Source organism: Novosphingobium sp. FG137 (assembly GCF_057809735.1).
This window is the reverse complement of the sequence record NZ_JBMDKN010000001.1, coordinates 390,321-405,607: the sequence shown is the minus strand read 5'-3', so window position 1 is coordinate 405,607 and position 15,287 is coordinate 390,321. Positions and strand designations below refer to the sequence as shown.

General features: G+C 63.1%; 15 protein-coding genes. 11 read left to right on the top strand and 4 right to left on the bottom strand.

Annotation, left to right across the window (positions count from 1 at the left end; translation table 11 throughout):
• Window positions 1-56: 56 nt before the first annotated feature.
• From ACODS2_RS01775 to ACODS2_RS01760, 4 genes are read left to right on the top strand one after another with little or no spacing between them, the layout of a single operon-like run.
• On the top strand, window positions 57-1,448 hold the full coding sequence (locus tag ACODS2_RS01775; RefSeq protein ID WP_488997313.1) for an ethanolamine ammonia-lyase subunit EutB: 1,392 nt from the start codon (window positions 57-59) through the stop codon (window positions 1,446-1,448).
• A gap of 5 nt (window positions 1,449-1,453) precedes the next feature.
• Window positions 1,454-2,206 (top strand): ethanolamine ammonia-lyase subunit EutC, encoded by a 753-nt coding sequence (gene eutC, locus ACODS2_RS01770; protein ID WP_488997897.1) that lies wholly within the window; start codon window positions 1,454-1,456, stop codon window positions 2,204-2,206.
• Window positions 2,203-3,558 carry an ethanolamine permease gene (gene eat / locus ACODS2_RS01765; protein ID WP_488997312.1) on the top strand — a complete coding sequence of 452 codons (1,356 nt, stop codon included), beginning with the start codon at window positions 2,203-2,205 and terminating at the stop codon, window positions 3,556-3,558. The genes eutC and eat overlap by 4 nt, the downstream gene beginning before the upstream one ends.
• 34 nt (window positions 3,559-3,592) lie before the next feature.
• Entirely contained in the window at window positions 3,593-4,603 is a 1,011-nt protein-coding gene (locus ACODS2_RS01760) for a glycoside hydrolase family 76 protein (protein WP_488997311.1), read from the top strand.
• 327 nt (window positions 4,604-4,930) lie between these two features.
• On the opposite strand, the gene ACODS2_RS01755 is transcribed toward ACODS2_RS01760, so the two are convergent.
• Together ACODS2_RS01755 and ACODS2_RS01750 are read right to left on the bottom strand one after the other, a co-directional pair.
• Window positions 4,931-5,758, bottom strand: a complete 828-nt coding sequence (locus ACODS2_RS01755) for an ImmA/IrrE family metallo-endopeptidase (protein ID WP_488997310.1) — start codon at window positions 5,756-5,758, stop codon at window positions 4,931-4,933.
• Window positions 5,755-6,084: a helix-turn-helix domain-containing protein gene (locus ACODS2_RS01750; RefSeq protein WP_072384407.1), complete on the bottom strand. Its 330-nt coding sequence runs from the start codon at window positions 6,082-6,084 to the stop codon at window positions 5,755-5,757. Before ACODS2_RS01750 ends, ACODS2_RS01755 begins: the two co-directional genes overlap by 4 nt.
• A 32-nt stretch (window positions 6,085-6,116) precedes the next feature.
• Here ACODS2_RS01750 and ACODS2_RS01745 point away from each other — a divergent pair, with 32 nt between their 5' ends.
• Both ACODS2_RS01745 and ACODS2_RS01740 read left to right on the top strand, forming a co-directional pair.
• The gene (locus ACODS2_RS01745; RefSeq protein ID WP_488997309.1) at window positions 6,117-7,517 is read left to right on the top strand and encodes a site-specific DNA-methyltransferase; all 1,401 of its coding nucleotides are present in this window, start codon (window positions 6,117-6,119) and stop codon (window positions 7,515-7,517) included.
• Window positions 7,517-8,314, top strand: a complete 798-nt coding sequence (locus ACODS2_RS01740; protein WP_488997308.1) for a DUF5681 domain-containing protein — start codon at window positions 7,517-7,519, stop codon at window positions 8,312-8,314. Before ACODS2_RS01745 ends, ACODS2_RS01740 begins: the two co-directional genes overlap by 1 nt.
• A 169-nt stretch (window positions 8,315-8,483) precedes the next feature.
• Here ACODS2_RS01740 and ACODS2_RS01735 read toward each other — a convergent pair whose 3' ends face one another.
• A complete protein-coding gene (locus ACODS2_RS01735; protein WP_488997307.1) occupies window positions 8,484-9,713 on the bottom strand; it encodes an alginate export family protein in 1,230 nt (409 codons plus the stop codon).
• Entirely contained in the window at window positions 9,710-11,095 is a 1,386-nt protein-coding gene (locus ACODS2_RS01730) for a cation:proton antiporter (protein ID WP_488997306.1), read from the bottom strand. Before ACODS2_RS01730 ends, ACODS2_RS01735 begins: the two co-directional genes overlap by 4 nt.
• A 192-nt stretch (window positions 11,096-11,287) precedes the next feature.
• Here ACODS2_RS01730 and ACODS2_RS01725 point away from each other — a divergent pair, with 192 nt between their 5' ends.
• The 5 genes from ACODS2_RS01725 to ACODS2_RS01705 all read left to right on the top strand — a co-directional run bounded on the left by ACODS2_RS01725 (window position 11,288) and on the right by ACODS2_RS01705 (window position 15,188).
• The gene (locus ACODS2_RS01725; RefSeq protein WP_488997305.1) at window positions 11,288-11,539 is read left to right on the top strand and encodes a type II toxin-antitoxin system Phd/YefM family antitoxin; all 252 of its coding nucleotides are present in this window, start codon (window positions 11,288-11,290) and stop codon (window positions 11,537-11,539) included.
• Window positions 11,536-12,027 carry a PIN domain-containing protein gene (locus tag ACODS2_RS01720; protein ID WP_488997304.1) on the top strand — a complete coding sequence of 164 codons (492 nt, stop codon included), beginning with the start codon at window positions 11,536-11,538 and terminating at the stop codon, window positions 12,025-12,027. The genes ACODS2_RS01725 and ACODS2_RS01720 overlap by 4 nt, the downstream gene beginning before the upstream one ends.
• 18 nt (window positions 12,028-12,045) lie before the next feature.
• A complete protein-coding gene (locus tag ACODS2_RS01715) occupies window positions 12,046-13,566 on the top strand; it encodes a tryptophan halogenase family protein (RefSeq protein ID WP_488997303.1) in 1,521 nt (506 codons plus the stop codon).
• A gap of 338 nt (window positions 13,567-13,904) precedes the next feature.
• Entirely contained in the window at window positions 13,905-14,624 is a 720-nt protein-coding gene (locus ACODS2_RS01710; RefSeq protein ID WP_488997302.1) for a hypothetical protein, read from the top strand.
• Between the two features lie 48 nt (window positions 14,625-14,672).
• Entirely contained in the window at window positions 14,673-15,188 is a 516-nt protein-coding gene (locus tag ACODS2_RS01705) for an ATP-binding protein (protein WP_488997896.1), read from the top strand.
• Window positions 15,189-15,287: the final 99 nt, after the last annotated feature.

The window sequence follows — 15,287 nt, the reverse complement described above, 5'->3', positions numbered from 1 at the left end:
GCAATGCAGCAAGATCGCGGCTTACCATCCCGCTCTGGCATGGAGGGCATGCGATCTTGCCGTTTACCTGTGATCTTGGCGGCGAACGGCACAGCTTCGCGGACCTGAAAGCCGTGCTGGCCGCCGCGAGCCCGGCGCGATCCGGCGACGAACTCGCGGGCATTGCCGCCTCCAGCGCCACTCGGCGAGTGGCGGCACGGTGGGTTCTGGCCGATCTGCCGCTGGCCACGTTCCTGAATGAAGCAATCGTCCCCTACGAGAGCGACGAGGTGACGCGGCTGATCATCGACAGCCACGATGCCGCGGCCTTCGCGCCGATTGCACACCTCACCGTCGGCGGATTTCGCGACTGGCTATTGAGCGAGGCGGCAGACGAGGCAGCGCTGGCGGCTATCGCCCGGGGGTTGACGCCGGAAATGGCTGCGGCGGTTTCCAAACTGATGCGCAGCCAGGATCTGATCGCGGTGGCGAAGAAGATCCGCGTGGTGACGGCATTCCGCTCCACCATCGGCCTTCCCGGCCGGCTTTCCACGCGCCTCCAGCCCAACCACCCGGCGGACGATCCGCGCGGGATCGCCGCTGCCGTGCTCGACGGCCTGCTGCACGGGGTGGGCGATGCGGTGATCGGGGTGAACCCCGCGACCGACAGCGTGCCTGCCGCCACCACGCTCATCCGCATGCTCGATGAATTGCGAGGGGCCTATGCGATCCCGACCCAGACTTGCGTGCTCACCCACGTGACCAATGCACTGGCGATCATCGAGCGCGGCGCGCCCGTCGATCTGGTGTTCCAGTCGGTCGCAGGGAGCGAGTCGGCCAATGCAGGCTTCGGCATCGACCTTGCCGTGCTGCGCGAGGCGCATGCGGCGGCGCAGGCGCTGGGGCGCGGCACAGTCGGCAGCAACGTGATGTATTTCGAGACGGGCCAAGGCTCGGCACTTTCCGCCAATGCCCACCACGGCGTGGATCAGCAGACGATGGAGGCGCGCGCCTATGCCGTGGCGCGCGCGTTCGATCCGCTGCTGGTGAACACTGTCGTCGGCTTCATCGGGCCAGAGTACCTCTACGACGGCAAGCAGATCATCCGCGCGGGGCTGGAGGATCACTTCTGCGGCAAGCTGCTCGGCCTGCCGATGGGCTGCGACGTCTGCTACACCAACCATGCCGAAGCCGATCAGGACGACATGGACAGCCTGATGACCTTGCTTACCGTGGCGGGTTGCAGCTTCCTGATCTGTGTACCGGGCAGCGACGATGTGATGCTTTCCTACCAGAGCCTGTCCAACCACGATGCGCTCTACTTGCGCAGCGTGATGGGCCTGCGCCCCGCGCCGGAATTCGAGGCCTGGCTGGCGGACGTGGGGATTGCCGCGCCCGATGGCACGCTACGGGCGCTGGCGGACGGCGCTTCGCCGTTCGTGCGCCAACTGGCGGAGAACCTCTCTTGAGTGAAGTGGTGCCGGGCGAGCTTTGGGCGCGGCTGCGGCGGACGACACCTGCGCGGATCGCGCTGGGGCGTGTGGGACATGCCTTGCCGCTGGGCGAAGTGCTGGACTTCCAGCTAGCCCACGCTCGCGCGCGTGATGCCGTTCACGCCGCGCTCGATCCAGCCGCGCTGACAGCCGCATTGGCCCCGCTGCCTGTGCTGGAGGTCGAAAGCGATGCACCGGACCGGGCGACCTATCTGCGCCGTCCGGACCTCGGCCGCCGGCTATCGGCGCGCTCCGCAGCAGTGCTGGCCGATGCCGGCGGGGACTGCGATGTGGCTTTCGTGATTGGTGACGGGCTCTCCGCGACGGGGGTGCAAGCGGGTGCCGCCCAGCTGGTGCGGGCCTGCTTGGCCGGGCTGGACAACCTCAGGATCGGCCCGGTGGTGATTGCGCAGGCGGCGCGGGTGGCACTGGGCGATCCGATCGGCGAGGCACTCGGCGCCCGGGTCTGCGTGATGATCATCGGCGAACGCCCCGGCCTCAGTGTCCACGACAGCCTTGGCATCTACATGACGTACGCGCCGCAAACAGGCCGCACTGACGCCGAGCGCAATTGCATTTCCAACATCCATGGTGCGGGCGGCCTATCTCCGCATGAGGCCGCCCGCACGCTCGGCTGGCTACTGCGCGAGGCGCTGCGGCGCGAGCTTTCAGGTGTTGCGCTAAAGGACGACCAGACCCCGACGCTTGCCTTCGAAGGACAAGGCCCCGCATGACCACGCCGACCGGAGGCTCGCAGCAGCTTCAACGCACACTGGGCCCGTTCCAGCTCTGGGCGATTGCCGTGGGCCTCGTCATTTCGGGCGAATACTTCGGCTGGAGCTATGGCTGGGCCAGCGCGGGAACGCTGGGCTTCCTTGTGACCACCATGGCGGTGGCGGCGATGTACATCGCCTTCATCTTCTCGTTTACCGAGCTGACGACCGCGATCCCGCATGCAGGCGGGCCGTTCGCCTATGGCCTGCGCGCGTTCGGGCCGGTTGGGGGCGCGGTGGCGGGGTTTGCCACGCTGATCGAGTTCCTGTTCGCGCCGCCTGCGATCTCGCTCGCCATCGGCGCCTATCTTCACGTGCAGTTCCCGGGGCTGGAGCCCAAGCACGCCGCGCTCGGCGCCTATGCCGTGTTCATGGCGCTCAATATCTTGGGTGTGCAGATCGCGGCGAGCTTTGAAGTGGTGGTGACGCTGCTGGCGGTGGGCGAGCTCCTCGTGTTCATGGGCGTGGTGCTGCCCGCCTTCCGCTGGTCCAACTTCCTCGCCGGAGGCTGGGCCGGGCAGGATCATTTCAGCATGGCGGCGGTCGGCGGGATCTTTGCCGCGCTGCCTTTCGCGATCTGGTTCTTCCTCGCCATCGAAGGCGTCGCCATGGCGGCGGAAGAAGCCAAGGAGCCGCGCCGGACGATCCCGATGGCCTATATCTCGGGCATTCTCACGCTGACGGTGCTGGCCTTCGGAGTCATGCTGTTTGCGGGCGGATCGGGCAGCTGGACGGAGCTGTCGAGCCTCAACGATCCGCTGCCGCAGGCGATGAAGCGTGCGGTCGGTGCCTCCAGCGGGTGGCTGCACATGCTGGTGTGGCTGGGGTTGTTCGGCCTCGTCGCCTCGTTCCACGGGATCATCATGGGCTATGCGCGCCAGATCTTCGCGCTGGGGCGGGCTGGCTATCTTCCGGCAGTGTTCGCGCGGTTGCATCCTCGCTTCAAGACGCCGCATGTGGCGACGCTGGCGGGCGGCTTGGTGGGCATCGCCGCGATCTACAGCGATGCTTTCGTGAGCATCGCGGGCCAATCGCTTACAGCGAGCGTGGTAACGCTTTCCGCGTTCGGCGCGCTGCTCATGTACATCGTTTCGATGGCCGCGCTGTTTCGGCTGCGGCGCAGCGAACCGGACCTTCTGCGCCCGTTCCGCGCCCCGCTCTATCCGTTCGCCCCGGCCTTTGCGCTCGGCATGGCCAGCCTCGCGCTCGTGACCATGGCGTGGAGCAACCGCGAACTGGCGGCGATCTTCGCGGGGCTGATGGCGGTGCTGGTTGCAGGTTCGCTGCTGCTGCGCCGCCGGGATGCGGCCTGAACGTCCGATGCGAAGGGTGCGAATTGCGCGGCTGGTGGCAGCCCTGCTGATCCTGCCAGGCGCGGTTTCGGCGCGTGCCGAAACCCCCGCGTGGCAGGCGCGCGCTGCCGCTGCGGCCGACACGCTGGAACGCACATGGGGCACGCCAAACGGGTGGCAGGCCAGCGAGAACTGGCAGCGCTTTCCGATGACGGATGTGCTGATGGACTATCAGCGCCGCACCGGCGATCCGCGCTGGAGAGGCAAGATCGCCGCTGCCGTGCGCAACCGTGCCGGGCGCTATCTCAACGACGATGACCTTTGGGCGGTGATAGCCAGCGTGGATGCCTGGCAGATCGACCACGATCCCGAACTGCTGGCCTGGGCGGCGGCAAACTACAGCCGCATCGTGACCGATCACTGGGACGATCACTGTGGCGGCGGGCTGTGGTGGGACCCGAAGCACAGCTACAAGAACGCGATCACCAACGAACTGCTGCTCTTTGCCTCGACGCGGCTCTATCTCGCCACGGGGCAGGAGACCTATCGCGATTGGGCGCTGCGCACATGGGCGTGGTTTGCCGCCTCTGGCATGATCGGCCCCGATGCGCTGGTGAACGACGGGCTCGATTCGCAATGCCGCAACAATGGTGCGCCGCGTTATACCTACAATCAGGGCGTGCTGCTCGGCGGGTTGAACGACCTCACCGCCATCACCAGCGATCCGCAGTTCCGCGAGGCCGCCTTGCGAACCGCGCTGGCCGCAACGCGCACGCTGGTCACCCCGCATGGCCTGCTGACCGAGCCATCCGACGCGCTGGGCGCGGACGGGCCGATGTTCAAAGGCGTCTTTGTCTTCCACCTCGGCCGCCTTGCCGAGGCCATGCCCGATGGCCCTGAGCGCGCGGAACTGCGCGCCTGGCTTGCCCGCAACAGCGACGCTGTGTGGGCGTTGAGCGCCGGGGGCAGCCAGCCCTTGGACGGACTGTGGAGCGGCGGATCTGGGCAAGTCGGTGCGGCCGCGCAGGCTTCCGCCCTCGCGCTGTTTCTTGCAGCCGGATCGTGAACGCTGAATGCGTGGGCCCCAAAAGGGGTGACTTCGACATGTTCTGAAGGGTGATTGGTGCGCGACGCAGTCCGTAGCGAGCCGCTCTCCCGCTGATATTCCCTGTTTTCGAAGGATTATCAGGGAAATCATCAATTTTTAGGCAACCGGCACCCCCTCTGAGGGGTTCGCAACCCGCAGAAATCCGCCATTCGCGCGGCAAACTGGCGGTGCGCGGAACAGGGAATTCAGTCCTTCAGATCAGGGAAATCCAGCCAGCATAACTGGGAATCGCCAGTGCTGGAACAGTGAACGCTGCCGTGAAGACGGAGCCGCATTGAACGCGTGTTAAGCGTCTGCTCGCTCGACGCGCAGAAGCACCATCGCAAAACCGCTGGCCTGACCGAGAACCTGCTCGGTCATGACTTCGACGTCCAAACAGGTGCGAGGAGACAGCCAAGTCTCTGGCTCACATTCCTCGATCTCGGTCAGTGTGCCCGGCTGATGATTGTTCTCAGCAGCAAGCGAAGCCTGTGGGACGGGTCGGCCAATAGGCACTTCGATCCACGGAAACTCTGCGGACCGATACACACGCAGGATCCGGCCGTGCTGGAGGATGAGGACGGCGATATCAGCCCGCGAGGCCATGACATAGACACGCGCCATCGCTTCCTTGCTGACAGCGAAGTTGCGGGCCAGACTGACAATCTCATCTAGGCTGGGCTCGCGTGCGGTCATCGCTTTGCGGACCTTTGCTGCTGGCATCAGCAGTGCCGCAGCAAACCGATTGGCTTCGGCCTCAATGCGCTTGTGCCGATCGGCTGCCTTTGTATCCGTGTGGCTGAGATCATGCAGCGCGCAGGAGAGTGGCTGTCCGGGTACCGGGCGGTGGGTCTCGATCAGGAAGTGCCCCAACTCATGCGCGATGGAGAACCGCTCACGCTCACGCCGGCGGCCCTTGGCAAGCAGGATCGCTCCTTGCGCCTTAAGCCCGTCCATAACGATTGCCGCCTCGTACGCAGATGTCTCAACACGATTGATTGAGTGGATGTCGAACGCGGCGCACAGCGCGTCGAGGTCAAAATCAGGAGCGAGGTCTGGAAGCAGCTCGTGGATCTTCTCCGCCAGTGCCAACGGTGAACCAATCCCGTCGAGATCGATCCTGCTCAGGCTCAATCGCTCGAGCCCCGGCTTTTCTTCATTGACTCCATTAGCAGCCGGATCGTCTCGCGGTCCCGCTCGCCGAGCTGCTTGAGATCGCGAAACATCGCGATCATCTCGGGAGATTCCTCACTGCTGTCAGGCCCCTCGCCAACGAGATCAGCGACTCGCACCCTGAAATACTCGGCGAGCTTGACCACCAGTTCCATCGACGGGTTGGCGGTGCTGCCCTTCTCAAGGTTCCAGACATGCGCCTTCGACACGCCAACAGCATCCGCGACGTCCTGCAGTGAGCGTTTCTGGGCGATTCTGAGGTCGTGGAGCTTGCGGGCGAAGGACATGGGAAGCGGTGCCGTTCAATCGGGTTATGCACATGCATACGCCCGGGATTGACATTTGCAAGCGTTCAATCCATGCGTACGACATCGTCAAGAAAGAGGTCGCCATGTCCGCTCCCCAGGTTGTAGAACGCCATATCTCGTCGCTGAAGGCCTATGCGGGCAACGCCCGCACTCACTCCAAAAAACAGATTCGCCAGATCGCGGCCTCGATCGAGCGCTTCGGGTTCAACAACCCGGTGCTGATCTCGGACGAAGGTGAGATTATCGCGGGCCACGGCAGAGTTAGCGCCGCTAAGCTGCTGGGGTGGAAAGCGGTGCCGACCATCGCCCTCTCACACCTCTCGGAGGCCGAGCGCCGGGCCTACGTAATCGCCGACAACAAACTGGCGCTCAATGCTGGCTGGGACCGCGATATCCTTGCAATCGAGCTCCAGGCATTGGTCGACTTTGACTTCGATGTGGAGCTTACCGGCTTTAGCCTTGCCGAGATCGATATCGTCCTCGATTCGGCGAGCGAAGCGGACCCAGACGGGGTAGCGGACGAAGCGGATGGGGTTGTTGCTGCGGCAGGACCGGCCATCTCACGACTTGGAGATCTCTGGCAACTTGGCCGGCACAAGCTCCTTTGCGGTGATGCGCGCTCGGACGTCGACTTTGCCGCGCTGATGGGCACCGATCGCGCGGACCTCGTGTTTACAGACCCGCCCTACAACGTGAAAATCGATGGCAACGTTTGCGGCCTCGGGTCTGTGCGGCACCGCGAGTTCGCCTTCGCCTCGGGCGAGATGAGCGAGAACCAGTTCACGAGCTTCCTCGCCGAGACGCTTGGCAACGCCGCTGCAGTCATGCGCGACGGTGCCATTGCCTTTGTCTGCATGGACTGGCGCCACATGGGCGAGCTGCTCTCAGCCGGACGCTCTGCATTCACCGAGCTCAAGAACCTCGTCGTCTGGAACAAGACCAATGGCGGCATGGGCGCGTTCTACCGCTCGAAGCATGAACTCATCTTCGTATTCAAGCAGGGTACCGCCGAGCACACCAACAGCTTCGGTCTTGGGGAGACAGGCCGCTATCGTACCAACGTGTGGGACTATGCGGGTACCAGCTCGATCGGGTCCAATCGGGCTGAAGAGCTGGCGATGCACCCGACCGTGAAGCCGGTTGCGCTCATTGCTGATGCAATCCGCGACTGCTCCCGCCGCGGCGAGATCGTGCTTGACTGCTTCGGCGGCTCGGGCTCGACGCTGATTGCGGCAGAGAAGACGGGCCGTGCCGGACGCCTGATTGAGTACGATCCGCTTTACTGCGACACAATCGTGCGGCGCTGGGAGAAACTCACTGGCAAGCGTGCCACACTGGCGGTCACGGGCGACACCTTTGAGGACCTCGCCGACCTGCGGTTGGGTCCGGCCCTTGGTGCGGAGGCTGCCTGATGAGTGAGGGAACTCCGCTTGTCCCCTACGAGGTGGGTTATGGCCGGCCGCCCGAAGAGCACCGCTTCAGGAAAGGAGTATCCGGCAATCCCGCTGGCAGGCCCAAGCGTACAAAGCCCCAAAAGAAGCAAATCGACACCGGCTTCGGTATGAAGGCCGCTGAAGAGTACCTTCGGCTCGAGGCCTATCGCCCAGTCATGGTTCGCGAAGGTGAGCAGGTGATAGAACTACCAGCGATCCAGGCGGTGTTCCGGGCGATGGGCGTCGCAGCCATGAAGGGTAACCGCTTCGTCCAAAAGACCCTTGCTGACATGGTCGCGCGCATGGAGGCAGAGCATCACGCGTCGCGGTTCGAGCTGTTTGGGACAATGTTCGAGTACCAGCACAAGTGGCGGGAGGAGATCGAGCGCTGCCGCAAGGCGGGCCTCCCTGAGCCCCAGCCCATCCCCCACCCTGACGACATCCATCTTGATCCCAACACAGGGGATGCTCGGGTGCTGGGACCAAAGACCCATGAACAGAAGCAGCGCCTCGACGAGGCACTGGCCCGCCGCGCGGAGGCGCAGGAAGAGGTAAACTACTATGCAGACAAGTACCGCCGGGCCCGCGATCCTGATCGCAAGGCCCGGTATCTCGAGGAGTGGCACTTCGAGCAGCGCATCTTCGATATCATCAACGACGCGATGGGGCCGCGGTACAAGGCGAAGCTTGATAATCGCTCGTACGCCAAGAGGGCATCGCGGGAAGGCAAGGCCTTAGCCGAGTTCAGGACGAGCAAGAACCGGATCGGTCCCTAAAGCCAGCCCCATAAAGCTGCCGATTTGGGCGCCACGGAATATCCGGCATGCAGCGCACAGTCTCCAGCCTCCAACCGCTCGACTTGGGACTTAGTCGCCGTTCCGAGCTCGCAGGTTGGTCGGCTGGTTTCGGCGACAGCGGACGAGATCTGCTAAGCTGTACGCGACGTCAAAGATGCCATTCCACCGTTACAAACGCTTTGTCAGTGTCGGATGCGAATGTCCGGCTCACGTAACGCGCGAACCGGGCCGCCACCGAGCAGTCCTTGATCCGGGCCGAGAGAAGCACGTCGATCTCGTCCCCATAGCGCCGGGCAAGGCGATCACTGGTGAAGCGGTGGTAGGTAAGCCCCGCACCGATCTTGCTGATCAATCCGCGGTGCTGCCAAGAGCCGGCGAGCGTCGCATAAGCATCGTGCAGACCGTCCGGCGGTGTCGTCGTGAATTTTGATGCCCATCCCTGGAACCGGAACAACGAGGCGAGCGGCGTCTGCACACTGGTCAAAGGCGCCCCGCCATCTGCCCCAAGCACCTCGTAGCCAGCGGTGGCGGTTATAGCTTTGCGCGACAAGCTCAATTCCCCGAGCGCATAGGTCGCGGCATAGCGGTTGGGGTTGTGCGCATAGTCGCTCTGGCGTGCAGCACTGGCGATGTAGCCAAGCTTCCAACCCTGGCCGAGCGGCTGCGAACCGCTGAGCCTCAGGCCATACGTCTGGCTCGAAAGCCGGAACCCCTGCAGCGCTGCAGAATCCTGGTCGACCAGATAAGCGAAGCCCGACAGCGTTCCGATCGGGGCTGCATAGTTCAAGATGGCAAGCACGTTGTTGCCATCGACCGACTGCGGGCGGACTGGCGTACCTTTGCGGCCATTCACGGTCCGAACCGACCAGGAATAGGTGGCATCAATGGAAAGGCGGGGCCTGACGGTCCACTGCAGCCTTACTGCGTCAAACGTCTGCTCGTTCTGGCGCCATGGCGCGGGACCAACAAAGCGCTGGTCTGCAAGTTCCAGCCGCTGACGCCCGAACGTGAAAGTGACGTCCTTGGCGGCATATCGCAATTGCAGGCGGTTGAGTTCGGCGTTGCCAGCATCGCCGACCACAGGACGAAGTGCGCCGTTGAAGCCGTCGTTGTAACGGTCAACGATCACACCTGTCGCCTCGCCCTCCGCCAATAGCGAAAAGGAGCCGCGGGCCAACTGAACACCCGCCCGGCCGCGCAGCGTCAAGGCATCAGCCGGCGCGGCGATGCTGGCCTGATCGACATGTTCGTAATGCAGCCGAAGATCGAGCAACGGCGTCACCGTCACTTCTTGCCCATGCACCGCCGTGAGCGGCCAGAAGCCACAGGCAAGCAGCGCCGCCGCCCGGCGCGAGCGGCCACAAGGTACAGGCTTCACGCAGCTTCAGCCGCAAAAGCAGGTACCTTGTCGGACAACGCACCCAGTTCTCCCGAAGCGCGGGCGCGCCGGCCGTAGACGCGCTCGAACAGGGGGCCTGCCATCATGGTCGTCACGATCGCCATCAGCACCAGCATCGAGAACAGCGTCGGCCCGATGATGCCCTTCTGTAGCCCGATGTTGATGATGATCAGTTCCATCAGCCCCCGCGAGTTCATAAGCGCACCAATGCCGAGGGCCGTGTGGTTGTCTTCGCCAGACAGGCGGGCGGCTGCCCAGCAGGCGCCGAACTTGGCAAGAATGGAGATGACGAGGATCACCAGAGCGATCAGCAGCAGCGCGGGAGAATTGACCATGTCAAGCCGCGTGTTGAGCCCGGAATACGTAAAGAACATTGGCAGCAGCAGCACCACGGCGAGCGGCTCCGCCTTGCGTTGAAGCTCAGCGACGAACAGCCCGCGCGGCATGCAGGCACCCAACAGAAAACCGCCGAAGATCGCATGAATCCCAACCGCATCCATGATGAACGCCGACAGGCAGAACAACGCGAGGGTGATGCCGAAGACGGTCTGGCTCATCTCTCCTTCTGCTTCGACGATTCGGCCAAGCGGTTCGAGCAGCCGCCGGCCTACTGTGAGCATGAAGAGGCCGTAGCTGAGCGCGCCGCCGATCGCGAGAACGGCCACGCCCGGCCCGCCTCCGAAAGTTGCAAGCACGAGCGCAAGCACGCACCAGGAGGCCGCATCATCGAAGGCGCCGGCGGTCAGCGAGAGTGTACCCAGCGAGGAATTGGCCAGTCCCCGTTCGTTGATGATCCGCGCGAGCATGGGGAAGGCTGTGAGCGCGACGCAGGCACCGAAGAACAAGGTGGCGTCGATCTGGCTGATCCCCGGTGCAAACAGGCCATCCACCGTGAGCAGCCATGGCGTCGCCAGGAAGGCAAGCACGAACGGGAAGACGATGCCTGCAGCCGACACCGCCGCCGCATTTCTAGCTTTCGATCTGAAATGATCGAGCCGCAGGGTGAGACCGACGATGAACATGTAGAGCCCGACACCAAGCTGCGCGCCGGCATAGAGCACGTTGCGCGTTTCCTTGGGGAACAGGGCCAGCTGGAAATCCGGGAAGAACAGGCCAAGCAGCGAAGGGCCAAGCACGACGCCCGCGATCATCTCACCCACGACTTGCGGTTGACCCAGCACCTTGCGCCCGAGCCAGCCGACGAGGCGGCACGCGATCAGGATGATCGCGAGCTGGAGGAAGAAGTGCACGCTGAAATCCCCGGGTGTGTAGCTCTTAGCCGCCTCTACGGCAGGGCCATGCGGCGAAAGCACACCTCCGAGTGTGTCGACTACGCTCCCGATCAGGCTGGAATTTGCCATTCGCCTCCCCTTTGCATGCTGGTTCATCCAGCTCGGCGATGGATGCGAACATGCGGGAAGCGCTGGTTTCAACTGCGCATACGCATGCGCGTTGCGCCTCGATGCGCGATTTTCGCGACTGTGCGCAAACCTGTTGCCTCGGTGAGACGAAGTAGTAACGTACCTACATTAATATCAATCCGAGGACGACGAATGAAGGCCGTGACGAGCCGCGAGTTCAACCAGAATGTGAGCGAAGCCAAGCGCCTGGCGCGCCTTGAGCCGGTGTTTGTCACGGACCGCGGCAAGCCTACCCATGTCCTGCTTGATATCGATGCCTATCGCCGCCTTTCGGGCGAGACGGAGGGCATCGTGGACCTGCTGAAGATGCCCGAACTTGCCCTGCCGCAGCCGGCTACTGAACATGGACGTCACGCAGGCATGCGAAAGTGGCTGGCGCGGTGAACCTGCTCGATGCGCCAGTTGTGTTCGCTCTTCGTCTCGCCGGCGCCGGTCAGGCTGAGGCTGGCCTGACCCGGTGGGTTCGCAGTGCAGCCAAAGAAAGCCTTTTCTTGTCTGCGCTCAGTCTGCTCGAACTGGAGACGCACGCGGCTGCAGCGGCACAGGAGGACAAGGCAGCTGGCCTGCTTTGGCGCAAGTGGCTGGACGAACAGGTCTGCCGGGCTTTCGACGGCCGCATCCTGCCGGTGGATAGAGCCGTGGCGCGGCGGGCTGCCACCTTGCCATATGCTGACCAGCGCGATGCCTTGATCGCGGCGACAGCACTCGAAAACGCCATGACACTTGTCACGCTTCGGCCCGCGGCCTTCAGACAGGGGAAGGTCAGAACTTTCGATCCGACTGGGTATGAACCGGGCACGACAGCCGACGACTGGCGCAATGCAGCCCGCGCAAGTCCCGGATGGATCAAGAACCTTTTTGTGCGCACGTGAGCGTGGCATGGGACGGAGATGACGCAACCAACGAGCAGCATCCTGATCATCGGCGGCGGCACGGCCGGCTGGCTGACGGCCTGCTATCTGGCGCGCCACTTTGATATTGCCGGCCGCATTGATATCGCGATCACCGTCGTGGAATCGAGTGCGATCGGCACCATTGGCGTTGGCGAGGGCGGCTTTCCCACCCTTCGCACTACCCTGCAGTTTCTCGGCATCGATGAGCGCGCGTTCATCCGGCAAACGTCGGCGACGTTCAAGCAGGGCATCCGCTTCGACAACTGGCGGGCCGCGCCTGAAGGTTCGCCCCGGCACAGCTACTTTCATCCGTTCGAGGCACCGCTCTACGCGCAGGACCGGAACCTCGTGGAACTGTGGCTCGCTCTCGACCCGGCAGCGCGGCCCGCATTTGCAGAAGCAGTCACCATTCAGCAGCATGTGTCCGCAGGTGCGCGCGGGCCCAAGGGCGCGGGCGACGGCGATTTTGCCGCACCCCTCAGCTACGCCTACCATTTCGACGCGGAGAGATTAGCGGCGGTGCTGGCCGCTCGCGCAATCGAACTCGGGGTCAACCGCATCGATGACCGGATGCTGGCGGCAGAGCGGGGGCCTGATGGCCTCGATTGCGTGCGGTTCGAGCGGTCAGGAACGCTCCGGGCAGATCTCTACATCGACTGTACCGGCCTCAACGCGGAACTGATCGGCGGCGTGCTCGCCGAACCACTCACCTCTGTCCGCAAGCACCTGTTTACCGACCGGGCGCTCGCTTGCCGCATCGCAAACGATCAGAGCGATGCTGACTTGCCCAGCCACACGGTGGCGACGGCGCATGAGGCCGGCTGGTTCTGGGATATCGCGCTGCGTGATCGACGCGGGATTGGATGCGTCTATTCTAGCGATCATCTCGATGACGACCGAGCACTTGCGCTTCTTACCGACTATCCGGGTGTTGGCCCGGCGGCAGCCAAAGGGGCGCGGTTGATCTGCTTCGAGCCGGGTTATCGCAAGCAGCACTGGGTGGGCAATTGCGTGGCCGTAGGCCTCTCGGCCGGTTTCGTCGAGCCGCTCGAGGCGACGGGTATCGTAATGATCGAGGTCGCGGCCGCGATGATTGCCGAGTTCTGGGCTCCGCACAGGCCAGCCCCGGCTGCATCCGCACGCTTCAATACATTGATGACGGAGCGCTATGACAATCTGGTGAGCTTCCTCAAGCTGCACTATTGCCTGAGTGATCGCCCGGAACCGTTCTGGCGCGCCAACGCCGATCCGCAATCTGTACCCGCATCACTGACGGAGCTGCTCGAGGAATGGCGCTGGCGCTTCCCCAGCCGGTTCGATGTGGCGCACGGGACAGACACTTTTGCCCATTTCAGCTACCAGTACGTCCTCTACGGCATGGACTATGCAACAAACATGCGCACGCACGGCGGCGAAGCTGCCGGAGCTCAATTCGAAAGAATCCGCAGGTTCGCTGAGCAAGCCTTGCGGGACTTGCCGTCACATCGCGTGCTTATTGACCAGATCAACGCGAGCTGAGCGATGCCTCTGGAACGGCTGCCGCCTGACCAAGTCATGCTATTCGATCGGTTGGGGGATCGAATGACCAGCACTGAAAAGGGCGTTCGACCTCGGGCGCATCGCTAGTCAACTCTTGGATGGCTGACCCGCTCCAGCACTGTGAACGGCATGTTTCAACGGAAGCGGTCGTTCAGGCGCTCGCAGCCCAACGGCGATAACTGGTCGGGAGCTGAGGGCTGCGATTAGATGTTGCGTCTAGTGCCACTACGTTTGGCATAAGCTATTTTTCTGTCGTAAGTTGCCTGCGGCTGACGCGCCGGCCAAGAGTAACCTCTACCGAGAACGGGGGTTTCCCAATGAAAATGTACAGCCTTAATAAGCAAGAGCTTAGTTGGCTCGCCAAGCAGCCTGAATCGGCAATGGGCTTGCAGCTCGTGCAACTCCCTAATGGTGTGGGTCCCAATCCGATCGTGCAGGTCGTGGGCGGCCAAGTAGTGCTTGAGCAACAGATCGACAATGACCATTTGGTCAATCTCGAACCGTGGATGGAGGCGGGGACAGCAACGGAACGCGAAGCTCAGTTTCTAGAGTGGTTATCCGAACTACCTCGATTCGACACACCGATTAACAAAGGCAGGATTCTGAGATCCCGCATCATGAGCATACTTGCCGGTGCGTTACCCGTCTCTCTTGTGCCCAACACCGTGGCACATGGACATCTACCATTTGTGGGCACTTGTGGTGGCGGTGAAGTCTACTATCGCTGGGAGCCGTTTCCAACGAGCCGTCGGATAGATCAGAAGACTGGCAAAATCAGCGCAGGTACATTCACAGCCCCGGCTTCGGAGGTGCAATTTGTGGCTTCTGGTTTTGGAGCGGTGGGGCGCTTTGCCCTCCCAAACACTTCGCCCGCGAATTGGCGGTGGGAAATCCGTCCGCCTTCCGGCACGCTATTTCGGTGTGGCGCGAGCGTACCCCTTTATGGTCAGGCTGGCGGCGGTGTTGAGGTCGAATTCCATCAAGGCTTCGCAAACGTAGGGCCGATCGCCAATCCGGTGGTGATGCCCTCGCTTTGATTCCCATCGCAAGGCTCGGGCTTCGATCGTCCAGCTCCTCTCAGTCGTATCTACCTGCGCGAACTTGCCGGCTTCGAGTTCGACGCGCAGCTTTCGCTCGATCCGGGCCAAATTCGGGAACTGGCGACGTGCCGGTGGATAGCGCGTGGCGATACGACGCTGTTCCTGAGACCTCCCGGGACCGGCAAGACGCATCTGGCCGTTGCACTGGGGCGCGAGGCGATCTGGCAAAACTGCTCGGTCCAGTTCGTCACCGCGGCAACGCTGGTGGCGATGCCAGCGAAGGCCCACGACGACGAGACGCTCGACAAACAGCTGACACAGCTTGCGCGGACCAAGCTACTGATCATCGACGAGCTGGGGCATCTGCCGTTCGAGGCCAATGCCGCGTACCTGTTTTTCCAGTTGGTCTCACGCCGCTACGAAAAGGGATCGATCCTAATGACCTCCAACCGCTCGGTCGGGGAATGGGGCAGGGTGTTCGGCGATCCCGTCGTCGCCACCGCGATCCTGGACCGGTTGCCGATGCCGTTGAAGCAGGTGACGCGGTGCCATTCAGTCTAGGTATGGCGCTTGCCTTCGCTGTCCCGGAAGCTGTGGATGGTGGCAACGAAAAGGCCGGTGATCGATGCGCCGTTCTGGGTCGTGCGAACCTTGCAACAC

Coding starts and splice junctions, on each gene's coding strand:
- eat (WP_488997312.1), top strand. CDS start 2,203: ATGACCACGCCGACCGGAGGCTCGCAGCAGCTTCAACGCACACTGGGC.
- ACODS2_RS01750 (WP_072384407.1), bottom strand. CDS start 6,084: ATGTCCTTCGCCCGCAAGCTCCACGACCTCAGAATCGCCCAGAAACGC.
- ACODS2_RS01745 (WP_488997309.1), top strand. CDS start 6,117: ATGCATACGCCCGGGATTGACATTTGCAAGCGTTCAATCCATGCGTAC.
- ACODS2_RS01740 (WP_488997308.1), top strand. CDS start 7,517: ATGAGTGAGGGAACTCCGCTTGTCCCCTACGAGGTGGGTTATGGCCGG.
- ACODS2_RS01730 (WP_488997306.1), bottom strand. CDS start 11,095: ATGGCAAATTCCAGCCTGATCGGGAGCGTAGTCGACACACTCGGAGGT.
- ACODS2_RS01725 (WP_488997305.1), top strand. CDS start 11,288: ATGAAGGCCGTGACGAGCCGCGAGTTCAACCAGAATGTGAGCGAAGCC.
- ACODS2_RS01715 (WP_488997303.1), top strand. CDS start 12,046: ATGACGCAACCAACGAGCAGCATCCTGATCATCGGCGGCGGCACGGCC.
- ACODS2_RS01710 (WP_488997302.1), top strand. CDS start 13,905: ATGAAAATGTACAGCCTTAATAAGCAAGAGCTTAGTTGGCTCGCCAAG.